This is a genomic window from Cryobacterium sp. TMT1-62, from assembly GCF_004403145.1.
Taxonomy (GTDB): domain Bacteria; phylum Actinomycetota; class Actinomycetes; order Actinomycetales; family Microbacteriaceae; genus Cryobacterium; species Cryobacterium sandaracinum.
On sequence record NZ_SOGZ01000004.1, the window covers coordinates 86,822 to 106,344 of the forward strand.

Below are 19,523 nucleotides of genomic sequence, written 5' to 3' on the forward strand. Positions count from 1 at the left end.
GGCGAGGTTCGGTGACGCGAATCGGAATCGCGCGGAGCGTTGCCGGTGCCGCCGGGATCGCTTTGGTACTCGTCGCTGCCACATTGCCGATCTGGCAAATGAGGTTCCTCGCCCCCCAATACCCAGCCGGCCTCGACATCAAAGCGTACGGCAACAGCGTCAGTGGCGACCTGAGTGAGATCACGGTGCTCTCGCATTACATCGGGATGCCGCGCTTCGACGCTACGGGGATGCCCGAGATGACGCTGTGGCCGTTTGTGATCCTGCTCGCTGTGCTGGGAGTAATCATTGCGACAGCGGCGGACAGAGCCTGGTGGCGACGTCTCGCCTGCACCGGATTGTGGCTTATACCTGTCGGGGCGCTGGCCGATGTGCAGTTCCGCCTCTGGCAGATGGGACACAACCTGGATGGTTCCGCACCGATGACCATCGACTCTTTCACCCCACTGGTCGTGGGCCCGACCGTGGTTATGAACTTCACAATGTGGGGCATTCCCGGATCGGCTCTCGCGCTGATCGCGGCCGCCGCCGCACTGGTGACGTTCGCCCCGACTATCCCACGACGCATCCCACGGCGTGTCTCCGAGCGCTGAACGCAGCGCTCACCCGTTCCACTCACGAACACCAAGCAGTTTGGCAGGACATTCGAATGTCTAATAAAGCAGACGAGCCAGTCGAGGCAGGCGACAACCGGGTGAGAAAAACCGGCGTCGGCACGGAAGGCAAGTCGCACACTCTCAGCCGTCGCAACCTCCTCGCCACCCTCGGGATCGCGGCAGCCGGCGGAAGTGCCATAGCCCTCGGGTTCCTCAACGACGACGCGGAGGCGACAACCGGGCAGGGAGGAACGAATGGAAAGAAGGGGAAAGGACCGGAGCACGCGTGGTGCATGGTCATCGACCTCCGAAGCTGCGACGGCTGCAAAGCGTGCACAATCGCCTGTCAACAGCGGCACAAGCTACCGGAGGAGCAGACCTGGATAAAGGTGTATTCGATGGAGGACAGCACAGGGGGCACCTATCCGATGCCACGGCCGTGCATGATGTGTGAGAACCCGCCGTGCCTGTCGGTCTGCCCGGTGAGCGCCACCTTCCGCACTGACGAAGGGCTCGTCCTCGTCGACCCGAACACCTGCGTCGGCTCCCGGGCCTGCATGGCGGCCTGCCCCTACGAGGCGCGCTACTTCAACTGGAACGAACCAAAACCAGTCACCATGATGCCATTCCCTCCGACGCCGCAAATGCCGGTGCCCCAACAGAAGGGAACAGTCGGCAAGTGCGTTCTATGCGCAGACCGACTGCCGTACGGTGAACTACCCGCGTGCGTGACCGGCTGCCCAATGGGTGTCATGTATGTCGGCGACCTGATCACCGACGTCGCCGTGAATGGCCTCGGTGACGTCAAGGTACTCTCCGAATTTCTCAAAGAGAACGACGCCGTGCGATTCAAGGAGGAACTCGGGACCAACCCGCGGGTTTACTACATTCGCGGCCACGGACAGGACCTCTCGTGAGCAACCCGGTCCGGGCCGCAGCGCTTCGCCCATTCGGGACCCCCAGCCGCCGCTACTGGTACGCGATCACCGCCCTCGGCATTGTGGTCCTGGCCGGTGTCGTCGCCTGGATCGTACAGCTTGTGTTTGGGATGGGCGTCGCCGGCTACAACGATCAGGCGTTCTGGGGCATCTACATCGCCGACGTGATCACATTCATTGGGGTCAGTTACGGCGGAGCGGTAGTTTCCGCGATCCTGCGCCTCACCGGCGCCGACTGGCGTGCACCGCTAACCCGGCTTGCCGAGGGCACCGCAGTAGTAACTGTGCTTGTGGGCACGGCACTCATCATCCCGCACCTGGGACGCCCGGAGCGCGTCTGGGAGCTGTTGACCCAACCAAACTTCGCGGCCCCAGTGTTCTGGGACTTTATCGCCGTGATGACCTATACCGCCGCATCCCTGGTGTTCTTCCTGTTGCCACTCGTGCCGGACATGGCCATCCTGCATGGTGAGGGCCCGCACCGGCTCGGCCGGTTCAGAGCCGGCTTGTACAGAGTCCTATCTCGCGGCTGGGTGGGTAACCCTGTACAACGGAGGGTGCTGAACCGGTCACTTGGACTGGTGTCGATCATGATCATTCCCTTGGCGGTGTCGGTGCATTCCGTGCTGTCATGGGCCTTCACACTAACCAACCGCCCCTGGTGGAATGAAAGCATCTGGGCGCCGTACTTCGTCGTCGCAGCACTCTACTCGGGCGTAGCGCTGGTCATTCTTGTCGTCGCGTCATTCCGTCGTGGCTACCACCTGGAGGCGTTTATCACCCCAAGACACTTCGTCCGTCTCGGGATGCTGCTGGTCACTTTCTCCGCGACCTACCTCTATATGACCTTTGCGGATCTCCTGCCTGGCGCGTACATCGGTGAACCAGACACCCTCGCAGTGTTTCACGAGCTCCTGCTCGGCCGCCTGGCCGTCTGGTTTTGGCTATTCGTTATCGTCGGGGGCGTACTGCCGATCGTGATCATGGCGTTGCCCTGGACCAGGAATGTGTGGGGCATCGTCACAGCGGCGGCCCTCGTCGTTCCGGCAATGTGGCTGAAACGGATGCTCATGGTCGTTGCTCCGGCCACATTCGACAACATGACCGGAACCTTCGGCGACTTTCGAATCACATGGGTCGGAGTGGCCATGACCCTCGCCGCAGCGGCCGCCGTTCCGCTGCTGCTCATGCTGCTCTTCCGGGTGGTGCCCCTGTTGTCCATCGACGAGATCGAGGAGATCGACGCCGCAAATGGGACTGTCCGGAAAGCAGAATCCGGGCAAAAGGTCGATGGTAACGGGCGGATGGCCCGATCCGTGGGTATCGTCGTCCTGCTCGTGGGGCTAATGGGTGGGGCGGCAGTCGGGGCTGCGGCTCCCGCTCAGGCGGACACGACGTCAGACACGGCATCCATCGCCCTGACCGGGGTGGAAGCGACCGGCCTAGTGCGGCTCACCGCGACCCTCACCGATCCGGACGGTCGACCCATGTCCCAGGGGGATGTCGAATTCCTCACGACGACGAGCGCACTGGGGGAACGGCTCCTTCCCCTGGGCACAATCGCCACCGATACCACGGGCGTCGCCGTCCTGACCCTGGGCGGAGACTCTGACCACCTCTACCGGCCGTCAGAGGCCGGGCCGCAGGAATTCTTCGCCCACTACACACCGTCTATGGGCGAGCAACCGATCACAGACTCGGTAACCGTGAATGTCACGGTGGGCCAGTCGGCATACCATCCGGCCGAACCCAAACCCTTTGTCACGACGGGAAAGGTCACGGTCATAGCGATCTTCACCATCGTCGCCGCCATCTGGTTGACGTTGACCGTGCAGGTTGTAAAGGTCCGACGGGTCTGTACCGACGCCCAGCTCAACCAGGACACGCAGGGCAGCGAGGGCGGGAAGGTCATCTCCGGCTGACCCCGGACCAGCTACGAAAAAAGGAACGTCCGCGACAATATCGCGGGCGTTCCTTGTCTGCCCTTTGGCACCGTCTCAGAGACGGGGGGCAGGCTCCGGTGACTCGGGTGTAGCGGCCACCGGGGCATCGAGGCCTGATTCGGCGGGGGTCGTACTCTGCATTTCGCTCTTCAAAATCTTTGTCGACTGCCCAAGGCTGCGAGCAAGGGCGGGAAGTTTGGACGAGCCGAAGAGAAGCACGACGATTGCAAGGATGATCAGGGAATGCCATCCGGTTAGGTTGCTGAACATGCGGGTCCGATCTGTGATTCGGTAGGGGTGTCGATACCGCCCCCATCAAGGGGGAGGTGGACAACGTCAATCCGAAATCTCCGCGGCCGCTCAATCGCGACGCTAAACGTCGTTGAACGCATCCGAACTAGCGATGACCTACTAAGTAATTTAGCACTCTGCGTTGCGGACCCGGAGTGGGGACGACGACGAGTCGATATTCGGGTGAGCAATGAGGTCGTTGTAGCCGCCGAAAGCATTCGAAACTTTTAATTCTTCAGCGAGCTGGTCGGCGCTTTCCTGGCTCCGGCTCAAGACGGGGACAAGTCGAGCTGATTCAGTCTTCTCAGCGGGAATGTGGCCTCCTTGGTCCAGCCGCCGGCCCCGATGATGCCGACTGTGACGGTGTAAGTACCGCCGACAATGCGCAACGCCGCGGCGTTCTCATCCCAGTGGGTACAGCTCCGCGGTTCGAGGGCGAGTTGAACGGCCTCGCTCTCGCCCGCGTGGAGGTGCACTCGGGTGAAAGGGGCGATTTGTTGCAGGTGACCAGGCTCTGCTCCTTGGTGTCCCGCAGGAGTGAGATGTTCCCGGGCGAGCCGGATCCGCCAGCAGGCACGGCGCGACTCTCCTCGCACGCCACCACCTCCTGGGTACCCCAACGTGCTGGCCTGAAGTACATGCGGACCGACGTTTTTTTATTTGCGGCCAGCAGACCCCACCGATTCCGCGGGCCCCCTTGATGCCCTACTCTGACGACACAAGAGATTTTCACTGCGGCATTGTGCCGTGGTATCCGAGTGAATCTCCCCACCCGGGAGCTTCCATGCGCGCACACCGTCACATCCGATCCGCGGTCGCGGTTTCGGTCGTGTTACTTACCATCCTGGCCGGATCCACCGGCATGGCTGCCGCCCCCAGCGCGTCAGCCGCGTCGAGTGCCACCACTCTCTCATTGAGCCCGAATACCGGCCCGGCCGGCTCCACACTCACCGCCAGCGGACGCGGATTTCCGCGAAACACCGCGGGCACGGTGACCATGGGAACTACCCGTCTTGCGGTTCAAACCTGGGCGAACGGAACCTTCAGCGCCGATCTGACGGTTCCCAACACCACAACCAGCATCCTGCCGGTGACGGCAACAGTAGGCACCGTGACGGCCAGCGCGTCCTTCATCGTCAGCTTCGCCCCCGTCTCCACCGCGGTGGACCCGGCAGCCGCCACCACCCTCACCCAGCAGGCCATTAAAACGAGCGCCCCGATCAGCGCGTCCCGTCTACGTTTCGGGGTGGCCACCCCGGGCGGCGCCCTGGCGAATTCCGAACTGGACGCGGTCGCCACTCTCGTAAACGAGAGCCCCTCGATCGTGATGTCGTACAAAGACTTCAACCAGGCCTTGTCGATCGCCGAACTCGACTCCGTGCGGGCGCGCGGAGCCACGAGCCTAATCACCTGGGAACCCTGGGTTTGGGGCGGCGGGCTAAGCCAGCCGGCCTACTCTTCTACTCGCGTCACTGACGGCACCTACGACACCTACCTCACCCAGTGGGGCCAGGCCCTGGCCGCCTGGGGGCAGCCGGTGATGCTTCGCTACGGCCATGAGATGAACGGCAACTGGTATCCCTGGGCGGATAGCGTTAACGGCAACGCCCCGGGCGACTACGCCGCGGCCTGGCGCCACGTGCACGACGTCGTCGCCGCAGCCGGAGCCACCAACGTGTCCTGGGTCTGGAGCCCGAACATCCCGTTCACCGGTTCGACCCCGCTGGCCGGCCTTTACCCCGGCGCCGCGTACGTCGACGTCGTTGCGCTGGACGGGTACAACTGGGGTACGTCGGCGGCCTGGAGCACCTGGCAGGCACCAGCGGCCCTCTTCGACACCGGGCTCGGCCAACTGCGCGCACTGGCGCCCGGGAAGCAGATCATTATCGCCGAAACCTCGTCCGCCGAGGCCGGCGGGTCGAAGTCGAAGTGGAACACCGCCTTGGTGGCCTACCTGGCGAAGCAACCCGACGTCACCGGTTTCGTCTGGTTCCACTTCCTCAAGGAGACCGACTGGCGCATCAACAGCTCCACAACCTCCACAAGCTCCCTCACCAAGGCATTGGCGGCGCGCTCGGTGAATTGAGCCGCCAGGTTGGTGACAGCCGACCGCTGAAATAGGAAGAACCCCTGGTTCTGACGAAGATGTCAAAGTCGCCACGAACAAGGAAGTGCTCTCGTCCCACGCTAATGACCGATTGAACCATCACGGAAGGGCTGTGCTCGTTCAGCGCGTCATCGGTAAAGGCCAGCCAGTGACTCATGTTGCGAAGGAACTCGGCATCTCGCGGCAGTACTCCCACCGGTGGATTACACCGATACCGCACCAAAGGCGACGCTGGCCCGGCCGCCAAGTTGTCCGGGACGTAGTTATGAGAATCGGCGCGCCGCTAAATTCCGGCGAACGCGGAGGGATCCAAGACATGGGCGTGAGACTTCTCGTATCCCTAGGGTTACAAGGCAACTTCGCGGATCGCACTCGGGCGGGGTAAGAACTTGCCACAGCGTGACGAGACGTGCGATCGGCGCCTCGGTCAAGCCCCGGCATAGACCTGCGCTTAAGGTGACCCGATAGCATCGACCTTTTGTCACAATTCGCTCGGGTCTTTAGATACTGTCCAACCGAAATCGGCGTGGCAGATGTATGCTTTAGATCAACGCGAATTTTCGCGTATGTCATCGGGATTGTTACTTTCGGCAAAACCTGAGACGTAACTTCATGTGCGGTTATGCGCATGGGCAAATACGTCTTCTAGGGTCCGAGGAATATCCATGACTAATCCCCGTCTTATAGACCGCCTCCGTGGCGGTCTCATTGTGTCCTGCCAAGCGCTTCCAGGCGAACCCCTGTTCGCTGCCGGAGGCGGCGTGATGCCGCTCTTCGCGATGGCCGCTGAGCAGGGAGGGGCAGTCGGGATCCGGTGCAACTCCGCGCGTGACGTCCTCGAAATCAAGGCGGCTGTTGGGCTTCCTGTGATCGGTCTCATAAAGCACCAGTACCTGCCGTACGAGCCATATATCACCGCCACGATGACTCAGGTGCAAGCTCTTGTGGCCGTGGGCGCAGATATCGTGGCAGTGGATTGCACTCTCCGTGAGCGTGTGGACAAACTCAGCCCGGCTGGCTTCATTGCTCAGATCCGGGCCGCATTCCCGAATCTTGTCCTTATGGCAGATGTCGCCACCCTCAAGGAAGGCTTGGCCGCGGCCGAGTCTGGTGTCGATTTCGTGGGGACCACGCTAAGCGGGTATACGCCCCAATCCCAAGGGGCCCCCGGTCCGAACTTTTCGCTGGTCGAACAGTTGGTGGCCAGGACTGCCGTGCCAGTCATCGCTGAGGGCCGGATCCGCACTCCGCTGCAGGCCCGCCAGATGATCGATCTGGGTGCCTTCTGCGTGGTGGTCGGCGGTGCAATTACCCGGCCACTGGAAATTACCACGGACTTCGTAACGGCTCTCGCGTAAGCGATCGCCCTTCCCTTCACCCACGACGGAGTCGTCGTGCCCGAAATGAAAGGAGCAACAGTGTTTAAGCAACTCCAGAAGGTCGGAAAAGCATTTATGCTACCGATCGCCATCCTTCCAGCCGCCGGCCTCCTGCTCGGCATCGGCGGCGCCCTGTCTAACCCGAATACTGTCAAGGCATACCCGGGATTGGACAACGCGATCCTGCAGGGAATCTTCGGCGTTATGTCCGCCGCCGGGGCGACGGTCTTCACTAATCTTGCTCTTCTGCTGTCTATTGGGCTCTGCATCGGCTTGGCGAAGCGCGACAAGGGCACCGCGGCCTTGGCCGGCATCGTGGGCTACCTGGTGATGACCGCCACCATCAAGGCGATGCTGGACATCTTCAAGCCTGGCGCCGAGCCTGTAGATACAGGCGTAGTCGGCGCTCTGGTCATCGGCGCAACGGCCGTATGGCTGCACAACCGCTACCGCAATATCGAATTGCCGGCCGTCCTTGGTTTCTTCGGTGGATCCCGTTTCGTGCCGATCGTGACTGCGTTCGCAGCGATCTTCGTGGGAATCTTTTTCTTCCTCGCATGGCCACCCATCCAGCAGGTAATGGTCAGCGCCGGCACGGCGATCGCGGGCCTTGGGCCGATAGGAACGTTCTTCTACGGGTTCTTGTTGCGTCTCAGCGGAGCTGTTGGCTTGCATCACATGATCTACCCCATGTTCTGGTTCACGTCTCTGGGTGGAACCGAGATCGTCAACGGAGTGTCGGTTGACGGCGCACAGAAGATATTCTTCGCCCAGCTGGCCGATCCCAATCACGTCGGAATGTTCACCGAAGGCACCCGCTACTTCGCCGGCCGTTTCGCGACCATGATGTTCGGCCTTCCGGGAGCCTGCCTGGCAATGTGGCACTGCATCCCCAAGGGCCGTCGCGCCAAGTACACGGGCCTCTTTCTCTCCGTGGCTCTGACCTCATTCATCACGGGCATCACTGAGCCCATCGAGTTCATGTTCTTGTTCGTCGCACCGGCGCTGTACGTGTTCCATGCCGTGCTCGACGGTGCATCCTTCTTCATCGCTGACATCCTGAACATCAGTATTGGAAACACTTTCTCCGGCGGAGTGATCGATTTCATGCTCTTTGGCGTGCTGCAGGGCAACGAACGGACCAACTGGTTGCTCGTGTTACCTATTGGCGTGGTCTGGTTCGCCCTGTACTACTTCTCCTTCCGCTTCGCGATCAAACGGTTCCGAATCGGCACTCCCGGACACTTGGAGGACACTATCGCCAGGGATGCAGAACCGGCTGCCCCGGAAGGCGCCGCCCTCGTCCCGGCTATGATCGGCGACCTCACCGGCCAAAGCGCAGTTCAAACGGAAGCCGCAAAGGTCTTGGAAGCACTTGGCGGTGCCGCCAACCTTGAAGAGGTCGACGCCTGCATTACACGCTTACGCGTATCCGTGAAGGACCCCGCCAAGGTTGACAAGACCGCGTTGCGCAGGCTCGGCGCCACGGATGTCTTTGAAGTCCAGGGCGGCGTTCAGGCGGTCTACGGCGGCAAAGCCATCTTGTACAAGAACGCTATCAATGAGAGCCTCGGCCTCGACGACTGAAGGAGCACGACGATGCAGAACCCATTCAAGAAAAGGGGCGAGTCCGTCTACAGTCCGGTCGCAGGGCGAATCGTTTCTCTGGACGAAGTCCCGGACCCTGTCTTCGCACGGCGCTCCGTCGGTGACGGTTTCGCCATCGAGCCGACCAACGGATCGTTCCGCAGCCCGGTGGATGGCGAACTTGTCCTGATGGCGGAGACACGGCATGCCTTCGCTGTCCGCACCGACGCCGGGGCGGAGGTCCTGGTCCATATCGGAATCGACACCGTCACTCTCAAAGGAGAAGGGCTAATCGGACATCGGAAGGTTGGCGAGCGGGTTGCTCGCGGGGACGTCATCATCAGTTGCGACCTCGACGACATCAAGATGAAGGTGCCCTCGATGGTCACCCCCGTCGTTTTGATGAACGGTGCCAAATTTGCCATGAGCTCGCCAGACCTTGAGGCCAATGGTGAGTCCGTGATCACGGTCCGGCGGAAGTAAAAAGGTAATCATGGAAGGAAACGCCCGCGAATCGCCCGCAGATGAGGGTTGCCTTGCGGCGCCCATGATTGCCAGGTCGGCCGGCGAACGCGATCCAGAAACGGTCTTAGGTCTGTCGACCGGTTTTTCTCCCCCAACGGCAAACGTGAATCTGCGCCGACGTGAAAAGCCGCGTTTTTGGGCAAACGGGCCCATCACGGCCCTATGCCAGGATTCGGTGCCTCAATTGCATCTGTCTATTCATGAAGTCCTGAGTCCAGCGAAGACTGCGGGACAGAAACGAAACGAGCACGACGAGGAGACTCGCCACCACAAACGAGACTGCCAACATTTTCAGGAGCGCACCCGATGGAAGTGAAGCCATCCACGCAAGCGAGCATCAAACGGGTTTACAACAACAATGTGGTTCTCGCCATAGAGTCCGACACGATGGAGGTCGTGTTACTGGGCAAAGGTATCGGATTTCAGCGCCGTCCAGGAGAGACCATCGACACCTCCTTGGCCAATCAGCGCTTCGTAGCTGACGGGGCCTACCGCGCAGCCCAGGTCGCCGGGCTGCTGAGTGAGGCACCCCTGGACCAAATCGCCTTGGCCCAGACAATCACTGAACTGGGTCATGCAACACTCGGCCTCGAACCGCGACAATCTCTGATGATCCCGGTCCTGGACCACCTCACCTTCGCAGTGCGTCGGGCTATAGAAGGAATTCGCATCGATTTCCCGCTCCGTTGGGAGGTGGCCCAGCTCTACCCGTCCGAAGCAGCCTTGGGGCGTCAGGTGGTGACCTTGGTGTCCGAACGACTTGGGGTCCGACTGCAGGACGATGAGTGGGTGGCCTTCGCCCTGCACTTCGTCAATCAGCAGTGGACGAAGGGTGACTTTTCAAGGACCGTCGTCATGACCGAGACTATTGCCCGAGTATTTCTTCGCCTGGCGGAGCGGTGGGGTCAGCCCATCGACGAGAACGCGAGCAGTGCCGCTAGATTTGTGACGCATCTGCGCTACGTGTTCGCCCGAGCCGCCGCCGACGAACAGCTTCACAGCTCCCATCAGGATTTGCTTGCAGCGGTACGGCAGCTTTACCCGGAAGCCGTGGAGGCCGCAATCGACATCGCCCAATTGATTGGCGATGCGATTCACCGAGTAGTCTCCATCGATGAAATCTCATACCTCGCCCTCCACACGGGACGCCTATACGCCGAAATGAAAGAGCCATAAATAACTTTGCGTGATTTCCGACGCCGCAGGCTTTTGGCTGTAGCGCAGCCAAGAATCCTGGTCGTGCGCCAAAAGGAATGAAAAGAGGCGGATGAGCATGAAGCCCTCATATGACCAGTGACGCCCGAAGACCGACACGTGACACGGGTCAGGCGCTCTTGAGTATTTGAGGCGGTGAGCACCACCTAATCGTGCGGTTGAGCACCACCGATCGTGCGGGAGCGCGCCAATGGTGGTGTGGTTGGGAACCACTGACGGCCTCCGTCATCGATTAGGCGGTGGCCAGTGCGGTGTGCTCCCTCATGTTGTAGGTGCCGGTCTCGACCCAGATGGTGTTGTGGATGATCCGGTCCATGATTGCGTCCGCGTGAACACCGGACCCGAGGCGCTGGTGCCAGTCCCAAATCTCCAAAACGGTACTTTCGCAGTGCTCTAACTTCGTGGTGCACCGGATCCAGAACCCGGAAGACCTCCAGCACGTCCGACGAATGACTCCTTTCATATCCGAAGTGGTGCTCAGCCGCCTGCCGTCTCTGCCAAAACAGCACGCACTGATCTTCGGTAATTCAGTGAGCGTGCCCACGACATTTAAAGTTCGCAGCGCTAGCCTTACACCGAGAAGCGACGATGCAAAGATCCGACACGTCTGGTTCGTGGAGGACGCATCGGTTGCCGCACTCTGAATGAGTGGGGGAGTGCCGCTCGGCCGGACTGGTGGGTTTCGGCCGGGCTGATGTAACCGGTCTTATCGGGGACCCCATGAGCCGGGGCTGAGTACTCAGATCAACAAGTCAGTGGACAGCTGTTTACGCCAGCAACGCGTTGGCAGGAAACCAGGGACGGTTCAACCCGGCATGTGATTGATGTCATAGCTCTCAGCGACTTTGTGCGGGACTGCCCCATCAGTCCTGGTTGCTGAACACCGCGTCAAACGAAGTCGCCGCTGGCGTCCAGAGTAGTGCCCGAATGAAAGCGAGCGCTTCCGGGGCACCGCGAAGTCGGTCCATACCGGAGTCCTCCCATTCGATGGAGATGGGACCGGTATAGCCGATCGTGTTCAGGGCGCGGAAACTGGCTTCCCAATCCACGCTGCCGTGACCCGCCGAGACGAAGTCCCATGAGCGTTTCGGGTCGCCCCACGGTAAATGCGATGAAAGCCGCCCGCGACGGCCGTCCTTCAGCAGCAAAGTGGTGTCCTTGCAATCCACGTGATAAATCCGATCGGCAAAGTTATGTATGAACGCCGCAGGGTCGATGTCCTGCCACATCAAATGTGAAGGGTCCCAGTTCAGGCCAAACGCCGGACGGTGTCCGATGGCTTCAAGCGTCTTCTCCGTCGTATACCAGTCGTAGGCAATTTCGCTTGGGTGAACTTCAAGGGCAAACCGCACACCATTGTCATCAAAGACATCCATAATCGGATTCCATCGGTCCGCGAAATCTTCATAACCCGCCTCGATGACATGCTCCGGTACCGGCGGGAACATGGCAACGTACGGCCATATTTTTGAGCCCGTAAAACCCACCACGGTGTCGACGCCAAGCCTGCGAGCGGCGATGCCGGTGAGTTTGAGCTCCTGGGCGGCGCGCTGGCGAACGCCCTCGGCTTCACCGTCTCCCCATACTCGCGAACCAACGATGGCCTGATGGCGAAAATCGATGGGATCATCGCAGACGGCCTGGCCCTTGAGATGGTTCGAAATTGCAAAGAGTTTGAGGTTGTGGCGCTTGAGAATATCGAGGCGTTCCTGAAGGTAGGCATCATCTTCGGCGGCACGCCATACGTCGAGGTGTTCGCCTGAACAGGCGATTTCCAGGCCGTCGTAGCCCCACTCGGCTGCATACTTCGCGACCTGCTCAAGCGGCAGGTCGGCCCACTGACCGGTGAAAAGGGTGACGGGTCGAGACATGTGTTCCTCCTTCGTGGTCAGTATGAATCTACTGAGTTAGGGCTGCGTCGAGGACGCTGAGGCTGTTGTTCGTCACAGCAGTAGTTCCATCAGTAGGACCCACGACGTCGACCCATCGGCCGGACTGTGCGGAAGTCAACACTGCATCTGTGATGATCGCAGCCCGTAAACCGTCGACAAACGTGGGAAGGCCATCGACATTCTGGTCCTGAAATGAAGCATAGGCATCCGCTGTAAAAGCGTTGAAAGCATCTTGATATCCCTTCGGATGCCCGGCAGGAAGATGTGCCAGACGCTGGGACGACAGGGCGGACAGCTCTGCGGAGCCAGAGTAGATTGTGCTTTCACTACTCTGGTTCGAAGCCGTGAACTTTCCCGGGTGCTCCTGGTTCCATCGGTATGATTCCAATTCCCCATCAAAGGAAAAGTGGAGCCGGTTCTTGCGCCCATGGGTAATCTGACTGGCGATGAGCGTGCCGGATGCGCCGCGATCTGTCTCAAACAAGATGGATGCGGCATCTTCGGTCGACCCGCGTTCAGGATGTGATCGCGAGAGCGCTGAGACGAGTCTGGTGATGCGGTGCCCTGTCACGAACTCCATCAGGTCGCACCAATGAACGCCGATGTCAGCAAAGGCACGCGATGAGCCGCCGACCTTCTCATCGACCCGCCAGTTTGTGGTTGTGGGCAGTGCGAGCCAATCCTGGAGATACGAGCCGTGGAGCAGGTGCATCTCTCCGGCCGAACCGTGTGAGATGCGCGACCGAATTTCACGAACCGCAGGGTAATAACGGTAGATGAACGGAACGGCAGTCGGTGTTACAGAGATCCTGGCGCGGCTCACCAGGTCTTCCGCGTCTGACACCCGCGTCGCCAACGGTTTCTCGCACACGACAGGTTTTCCGGCTAGAAGAGCCAGCCCTGCCTGCTCAGAATGAAACGCATTCGGTGTGCAGACATGAATGACATCCACCGCATCGGACTCGATCAAGGCGCGGGCGTTTGGAGCGATACCGTGGATACCCAACCGAGCCGCAGCGCGAGCGGAGCTGTCGGGCGAAGAGCTCGCGATCAGTACAACCTCGGAGCCGGCTGCCCGGATTGCCCGGGCATGTACTTCTGCCATGAAACCACCGCCGAGGATACCGGCTCGGAGTCGGGGCTGCATCAGCTTGAGGCCTTTTTGCTCGACAGGGCGACGGCGACAATGATGATGGCGCCACGAACGACCTGCTGCTGACTCACTTCAAGGCCGGCGAGGATCAAACCGTTGTTGACCAGGCCGATGAAAAGCGCACCGAAGAGTGATCCAATGATTGCACCGCGGCCGCCGAAGAGGGACGTTCCCCCAAGAATCACAGCAGCGATGACTGAGAGTTCATCACCGGTTCCCCACTGGAAGCGTCCCGACTGAAGTCGACCCGCGTAGAGCATGCCTGCGATGGCGGCCACGAGCCCGGAGAGGAGTAAAACGTAGAATTTGATCCGGGCGGTGTTGACTCCAGTAAACATGGCTGCCTGAGTATTCCCACCCGTAGCCCGAACTTGGCGGCCGAATTTCGTCTTGTTCATGACGACCGCGCCAATGGCCACAACGACCACGGCCCAAATCAGAAGGGAAGGAATCGCGCCGACATTACCGCCACCGAAGATCTGGATGAACGTGGCATCGGCGATCGGCACCGGTGCAGAAGCCGTGATCCAGCGAGCCACGCCCACAATGAGGCCGAGCATTCCCAAGGTCACGAGAAAAGACGGGACCTTGAGCCATGCCACGAGTCCGCCGTTGACAGCACCGACAACGAGTCCGACCAGGAGGCCGGCGAGAATGCCCGGTACCAGTCCATAGGAAGACACGGCCAGGGCAGAAACCACGGAGGACAGACCCGCGACAGACCCGATACTGAGGTCGATTTCGGCGGTGGCGATCACGAATGTCATGGCCACGGCCATGATCGAAATGGTGGCCGTCTGGCGCGCAATGTTCAGGAGGTTGTTGGCACTCGTGAAACCGCTGTCGCCCAGGAGTACGGCGAAGAGGATAAACACCACTACAAAACCGACATAAATAATGTTCTGACGCCAGTCAAAGCGCTGAACAATTCGAAAACTGCGGGTCATTTGCGTAGTCAGCGTAGACATTTATGCTCCTTGCACAGCGAGTTGAAGGAATTCTTCAGATGGGATCTCGGCCCGCGAAAGATCGCGAACCACTTCGCCATCTTGGAGAACGAGGATGCGGTCGCTCACCGATAGCAGTTCCGGAAGTTCGGACGAAATGATGATGACGGCCTTGCCGTCGTCGGCAATCTGGCGAACCATGGCCAAGATCTCCTTCTTGGTACCGATGTCTACGCCAGCCGTGGGCTCATCCATCATGAGGATGTCTGGATCAGTGCCGAGCCATTTTCCGATCACGACCTTCTGCTGGTTTCCACCTGAGAGCCTCGAGACATCCATTGTTTGGTCGGCGACCTTGATGGAAAACTTGCCAATGATCTCTTGTGCTCGTATGGCTATCTTGGAGGAACGCAGGAGCGGACCACTCTTGAGTTCGTCGAGAAGAGGAAGGGTGATGTTTTCCTGCACGGAGTGCTCGAGCACCAGACCCTGAGCTCGGCGATCTTCGGGGATGAGTGCGAGCCCGAGGGAGATCGCGTGCCCTGGATTGCGAATGGATACGGTCTGTCCATTGATCGTGATGGTTCCAGCGGAGGCCCGATCGATTCCGAACAACGTGTTCACGAGTTCCGTGCGACCGCTGCCCATGAGACCTGCCAGACCGAGAATTTCTCCGCGGTGCAAGTCGAAAGTGACATTTGACAGACGTTTGCCGGAAGCCAAACCGGTCACGGTCATCACGGCATCCGTGCTGATCTTCGCGCTGCGGTCTTCGTAGGCCATGATTCCGGACATTTCTCGTCCAACAATGGCCGCGACAATCTGCGCCGGAGAGACATCGGAGAGTTTTGCGGTCAGAGCTTTCTTGCCGTCACGAAGCACGGTGATGCGATCGGCAACCCGGTAAACCTCATCCATGCGGTGTGAAATGTAAATGATGGAGATTCCACGGGCCTGGAGTCGCTCGATGAGTTCGAAGAGCGCATTCGTCTCGTGCTTGGCCAGCGATGCCGTGGGCTCATCCATGATGAGCACACGGGCGTTCTGGGCCAAAGCTTTGGCGATTTCGGTGAGCTGCCAGAGCGCCGTGGGCAGATTCTCGAGCAGGCTCGTGACGTCGACGCTGACACCCATGTCCACGAAAATGGCGTGCGCTTTCTCACGGGCGAGTGAATCATTGATGAGACCGAATTTGCCCATGGGTTCAGCCGTCAGGAAGACGTTTTCCCAGACGGTGAGGGTGGGGATGAGGCTGAACTCCTGAAAAACCATACCGATGCCTGCAGCCCGCGCAGCGAAGGTGTCGGTCAAGGAGACTGTCTCACCCGCAACCCTCACCTCGCCGCTGTCACGCTGATACACGCCCTGCAGTATCTTCATGAGAGTCGACTTGCCCGCACCATTTTCACCAGCGAGAGCGTGCACTTCACCAGTGACCAGTTCAAAATCGACCTCGCGAAGAACAGGAACTCCGCTGAAGGCCTTGGTGATGCCGGACATCTCAACTGCGAGCACAGGAGTCGTGGACATCTGGTTTATTCGACCCTTCCGGTCTCGCGGTTGAGCTGAGGAACCTTAACCCACTGCCCGGACGCTGCCGAGGTGAGAATGGCGTGATCGACCAAAGCAACCTGGTAGCCATCGCCGAAGTCGGGGCGAACAGGGTCACCACCTGCAATAGCGGTGAAGAGGTCATGGGCTTCGATGATCTTCGTTTCGCCATAACCGATACCCAACGCAGGGATGGGCCATAGATTGGCGCCACTGGGGTGGTTGGGGCCGGTGTATACCGTGCGGAATCCGCGACGATCGTTTTCATCGCTCTTGAAACAGACCTGAAGTTCGTCCCTGTTCTCGTAGTTGAAGACGATGGACCCCTCCGAACCATGGATTTCGAGGGTGATGAAGTTGTTGCGACCCCAGGCATTACGCGTTGCTTCTACGGAACCGATGGCTCCGCTGGCGAACTTCACAAGCGACAAGACCTCGTCTTCTACATCAACGGATCCCATTGGTCCGCCATCGGTTTTGGAATTCCCGAGCGAGTCGGCACCAGCCTGCTGCAAGGGGCGTTCCGTGATGATGTTGGCCGTCAGACTGCTCACTTCGGTGATCTCACCTGCGAGGTAACGAGCCATGTCAAGCACGTGGGTCAGGATGTCGCCCACAGCGCCTGAACCGGCAATTGACTTCTTGAAACGCCACGACAGAGGAGAGTTTGGGTCGGCCGACCAGTCCTGTAAGTACGTCGCACGAAGGTTCAGGATGCGCCCAATGGCGCCTTCGTCAATATATCGTTTCGCCAGAGCGACAGCGGGGGTTCGGCGGTAGTTGAAGGCCACCATGTGGACGCGATCGCTTCCGCGCGAGGCTTCGTACATTCTCTCTGATTCTTCCACTGTGCGGGCCAGTGGCTTCTCGCAGATGACGTGCTTACCGGCTTCGAGAGCGGCGATGGCGATCTCCGCGTGAAGATTATTAGGGGTTGCGATGTCAACGAGGTCAATCTCCGGGTCATCGATGATGGAGCGCCAGTCACTTGTGGACTTCTGAAAACCGAAGCGCGCCGCAGCGTCTGAAGCCAGGTCATCCGTGGCCTCCGCGATGCTGTGTTTGACCGGCATGATGTCGGTGGGCCAGTAAAACATGGGGACAGCCGAATAAGCCAGCGAGTGGGCCTTGCCCATGAATCCGCCGCCGATGAGGCCAACATTGATTCTCTTCATTGTGAATTCCTTGTCGTTTTAGGCGAAAGCTTTGGAAAGGCTGCAACCTAGCTGTTTCGGGCAAAGCGTGAAGTCCGTGGGGCCGGCAGCAAAAGATGAAATGTCTGCTGCCGGTCCCACGGTTGGAAGTGCGTTTTATTTCGTGTAAGCGCTCGAGATCGAATCAGGTGCTTCGACCTGGTAAACCGTCTTCCACGATTCGAGGACGTTCTCGTGCGTCACCGGGAGGGCGCCGAGGGCAACGAAGTTCGGAATGTCTGCCTTGCCGATGAGTGCCGCTGCGCCAAGACGAGCCTCCGCTACACCCTGGTCATAGGGGCGCTGAGCGCCCAGGCCTACGATGAGCTCGTCCTTGGCCAGAGCAATAGCAACGTTGGTTCCGAGGTCTTCGGTTGCAATCTTCAGGTCCGGGCGACCGGACTCACGGGCAGCGGCCATGATGCCTTCGGCAGGAACGTCCCAAACTCCCCAGATTCCGGCGAGGTTCGGGTACTTGGTCAGCAAGGCGGTGGTGGCTGCCTGCGCGTCGCCAGCGAAGTCGGGGCCGCCGATACCCTTCTCTTCAACAATGGTGATGCCGGGGTACAAGGCAATCGTTTCTTTGAAACCCTCGTAGCGCTGTGCTGTCACGAAGAACTCCGCGTCGTGGAAGACGAGACCGATCTCGCCTTGGCCGCCGAGAGCTTTGGCCAAAAGGTGAGCTGATACGACACCGTTGCCTTTATTGTCGGCGGAGACAACCGAAACGTAATCCTTGCCGCCGACAAAACCAGCAGGAACGTTGTCCATGAAGACGAGCTTCACGCCTGCGTCGCGAGCCTGTGCGTACGCGGAAGCGGTTGCCACCGGGTCGGTGGGAATAGACACGATCAGGTCGGGTTTCAACGCGAGTACGGTCTCCAGGTCAGAGACCTGCTGCTCGGGTTTGAAGTTGGCGTCTGTCACTGCAACGACTTCCATGCCCAGGCGAGTGAATTCTGACTCGAGCCCTTCCACCTGTGCAGTGGACCAGTCGTTTCCGGCGTAGTGCATAACAATCGCGACCTTGAAGTTTCCGGTCTTGACCTTGGCAACTTCGTCATCGGTCAGCGTCGTTGCATCGAAACCCGCGGGTTTTTCGCCGTTCGGACCAACACTCAACACCTGTCCTGACAATTCGGACAGTGCCGCGTCTACCTGCGCCGACACATCAGCGTTTTCACTGCTCGCGGTTCCGGTGGCTGCTGTTGAGCATGCTCCAAGACCAAGCATCAACGCTGTGCCGAGGGCAAGCGCTGCAATTGATTTCTTCATTGAAATAGCTTTCTTTTTGTGGGAGAGGGGGGATTAGTCTCGAAGCGTGTTGCTAGTGGGCAAGAACGTCATCGAGGTACCGCTTACTGATGACGGCGGCGTCGGTGGGGTCGCCATCGTATGAATCCAGTTCGACCATGAGCCAGCTGTCGTAGCCAGCTGATCGAACTGCTGCAATCACGCCAGGAATATCGATGTCTCCCTGTCCAAGGGGAAGAAAATCACCGGTGGCGTATTTGTAGTCCTTGAGGTGTACGTGGGCCAGACGGTCGGCGTATTTTTCGATCAGTTCAACCGGATTTCCGCCACCAGCAGTCAGGTGGGCGGTATCGGGACAGAACTTGATTGTGGACAGACCCATCAGCCGTTCGAGGGCGTCCGGCCCCTCAACGATGGTTCCGAGGTGAGGATGGTAGGTGCAGTCCAGACCAAAGGAGGCGGCGATCTCCACAACCTGGTCAAGGGCACGACCCAGCTTGGCCATATCGTCTGGCTGCTCGCCTCGAGCGCGCTTGGCGCCACCGCCCACAACCAGCCTGGTGGCGCCGAACTCCGAGGCGAGCTTGGCCGACTGGGAGATTTTGTGAAGCTCATCTTCGAGGATGTCGTCATAAATGAAGTTGGCGCCGGTGTAGACGGCAACGAGCTCAAGCTTGGCCTTCTTGAAAGCATCAATCAGCACGTCTGGCCGATCCGCATATTCGGCGAGATCTCCGTCGAACACCTCTGTCCCCTGATAACCAGCGGATGAGATGTCCGAGATCGCTTCGAGGGTATCGCCGTTCGCACGATAAAAGAGGTCTTTCACAGCCGTGACGCCGGAGGGATGCCCTACGACCCCGCCCCATGTAATGGTCGAGTAGCCAATCTTCATCGATGTGCCTTTCATAAGTAAAGCTCCACTGCCCTGTGGCATTGATCTCATGGTGAT

19 protein-coding genes and 1 pseudogene are annotated in these 19,523 nt (G+C 59.7%); 9 read left to right on the forward strand and 11 right to left on the reverse strand.

Annotation, left to right across the window (positions count from 1 at the left end):
* Nucleotides 1-11: 11 nt before the first annotated feature.
* The 3 genes from E3T34_RS01290 (at nt 12) to nrfD (ending at nt 3,456) form a co-directional block, all read left to right on the forward strand.
* Nucleotides 12-593, forward strand: coding sequence for a hypothetical protein (locus tag E3T34_RS01290; RefSeq protein WP_134341909.1), 582 nt, complete (start codon nt 12-14; stop codon nt 591-593).
* A gap of 101 nt (nt 594-694) precedes the next feature.
* Nucleotides 695-1,513: a 4Fe-4S dicluster domain-containing protein gene (locus E3T34_RS01295; protein ID WP_166785812.1), complete on the forward strand. Its 819-nt coding sequence runs from the start codon at nt 695-697 to the stop codon at nt 1,511-1,513.
* On the forward strand, nt 1,510-3,456 hold the full coding sequence (gene nrfD / locus E3T34_RS01300) for an NrfD/PsrC family molybdoenzyme membrane anchor subunit (RefSeq protein WP_134341910.1): 1,947 nt from the start codon (nt 1,510-1,512) through the stop codon (nt 3,454-3,456). Before E3T34_RS01295 ends, nrfD begins: the two co-directional genes overlap by 4 nt.
* 75 nt (nt 3,457-3,531) lie before the next feature.
* On the opposite strand, the gene tatA is transcribed toward nrfD, so the two are convergent.
* From tatA to E3T34_RS16250, 3 genes are all read right to left on the reverse strand, one after another.
* Nucleotides 3,532-3,747 (reverse strand): twin-arginine translocase TatA/TatE family subunit, encoded by a 216-nt coding sequence (tatA, locus tag E3T34_RS01305; RefSeq protein WP_104100451.1) that lies wholly within the window; start codon nt 3,745-3,747, stop codon nt 3,532-3,534.
* 290 nt (nt 3,748-4,037) lie between these two features.
* Nucleotides 4,038-4,364, reverse strand: a complete 327-nt coding sequence (locus E3T34_RS16835; protein ID WP_370327059.1) for a fibronectin type III-like domain-contianing protein — start codon at nt 4,362-4,364, stop codon at nt 4,038-4,040.
* Between the two features lie 202 nt (nt 4,365-4,566).
* Nucleotides 4,567-4,767: a hypothetical protein gene (locus E3T34_RS16250; protein ID WP_241976810.1), complete on the reverse strand. Its 201-nt coding sequence runs from the start codon at nt 4,765-4,767 to the stop codon at nt 4,567-4,569.
* Between the two features lie 91 nt (nt 4,768-4,858).
* Here E3T34_RS16250 and E3T34_RS01315 point away from each other — a divergent pair, with 91 nt between their 5' ends.
* The 6 genes and pseudogenes from E3T34_RS01315 to E3T34_RS01340 all read left to right on the forward strand — a co-directional run bounded on the left by E3T34_RS01315 (nt 4,859) and on the right by E3T34_RS01340 (nt 10,542).
* On the forward strand, nt 4,859-5,854 hold the full coding sequence (locus E3T34_RS01315) for a glycoside hydrolase family 26 protein (protein ID WP_370327061.1): 996 nt from the start codon (nt 4,859-4,861) through the stop codon (nt 5,852-5,854).
* 85 nt (nt 5,855-5,939) lie between these two features.
* Nucleotides 5,940-6,080: pseudogene (locus E3T34_RS16255) on the forward strand (leucine zipper domain-containing protein); the annotation flags it as partial.
* Nucleotides 6,081-6,540: 460 nt separating this feature from the next.
* On the forward strand, nt 6,541-7,233 hold the full coding sequence (locus E3T34_RS01325; RefSeq protein WP_134341913.1) for an N-acetylmannosamine-6-phosphate 2-epimerase: 693 nt from the start codon (nt 6,541-6,543) through the stop codon (nt 7,231-7,233).
* Between the two features lie 60 nt (nt 7,234-7,293).
* A complete protein-coding gene (locus E3T34_RS01330; protein ID WP_134341914.1) occupies nt 7,294-8,841 on the forward strand; it encodes a PTS transporter subunit EIIC in 1,548 nt (515 codons plus the stop codon).
* Nucleotides 8,842-8,853: 12 nt separating this feature from the next.
* Complete coding sequence (locus tag E3T34_RS01335; RefSeq protein WP_134341915.1) at nt 8,854-9,324, forward strand: PTS glucose transporter subunit IIA; 471 nt, start codon at nt 8,854-8,856, stop codon at nt 9,322-9,324.
* 348 nt (nt 9,325-9,672) lie between these two features.
* Nucleotides 9,673-10,542, forward strand: coding sequence for a PRD domain-containing protein (locus tag E3T34_RS01340; protein WP_134341916.1), 870 nt, complete (start codon nt 9,673-9,675; stop codon nt 10,540-10,542).
* Nucleotides 10,543-10,813: 271 nt separating this feature from the next.
* Here E3T34_RS01340 and E3T34_RS01345 read toward each other — a convergent pair whose 3' ends face one another.
* From E3T34_RS01345 to E3T34_RS01385, 8 genes are all read right to left on the reverse strand, one after another.
* On the reverse strand, nt 10,814-10,954 hold the full coding sequence (locus tag E3T34_RS01345; protein ID WP_277870373.1) for a hypothetical protein: 141 nt from the start codon (nt 10,952-10,954) through the stop codon (nt 10,814-10,816).
* Between the two features lie 490 nt (nt 10,955-11,444).
* Nucleotides 11,445-12,452: a sugar phosphate isomerase/epimerase gene (locus E3T34_RS01355; protein ID WP_134341917.1), complete on the reverse strand. Its 1,008-nt coding sequence runs from the start codon at nt 12,450-12,452 to the stop codon at nt 11,445-11,447.
* A 28-nt stretch (nt 12,453-12,480) separates the two neighbouring features.
* Nucleotides 12,481-13,620 (reverse strand): Gfo/Idh/MocA family protein, encoded by a 1,140-nt coding sequence (locus E3T34_RS01360; protein ID WP_134341918.1) that lies wholly within the window; start codon nt 13,618-13,620, stop codon nt 12,481-12,483.
* On the reverse strand, nt 13,620-14,594 hold the full coding sequence (locus tag E3T34_RS01365; RefSeq protein WP_134341919.1) for an ABC transporter permease: 975 nt from the start codon (nt 14,592-14,594) through the stop codon (nt 13,620-13,622). Before E3T34_RS01365 ends, E3T34_RS01360 begins: the two co-directional genes overlap by 1 nt.
* On the reverse strand, nt 14,595-16,103 hold the full coding sequence (locus E3T34_RS01370) for a sugar ABC transporter ATP-binding protein (RefSeq protein ID WP_198411621.1): 1,509 nt from the start codon (nt 16,101-16,103) through the stop codon (nt 14,595-14,597). It lies immediately after the preceding gene.
* A gap of 5 nt (nt 16,104-16,108) precedes the next feature.
* Nucleotides 16,109-17,299: a Gfo/Idh/MocA family protein gene (locus E3T34_RS01375; RefSeq protein WP_134341920.1), complete on the reverse strand. Its 1,191-nt coding sequence runs from the start codon at nt 17,297-17,299 to the stop codon at nt 16,109-16,111.
* A gap of 135 nt (nt 17,300-17,434) precedes the next feature.
* Nucleotides 17,435-18,592 carry a substrate-binding domain-containing protein gene (locus E3T34_RS01380; protein WP_104100458.1) on the reverse strand — a complete coding sequence of 386 codons (1,158 nt, stop codon included), beginning with the start codon at nt 18,590-18,592 and terminating at the stop codon, nt 17,435-17,437.
* Between the two features lie 52 nt (nt 18,593-18,644).
* Nucleotides 18,645-19,466: a sugar phosphate isomerase/epimerase gene (locus E3T34_RS01385; RefSeq protein ID WP_134341921.1), complete on the reverse strand. Its 822-nt coding sequence runs from the start codon at nt 19,464-19,466 to the stop codon at nt 18,645-18,647.
* Between the last annotated feature and the right edge of the window lie 57 nt (nt 19,467-19,523).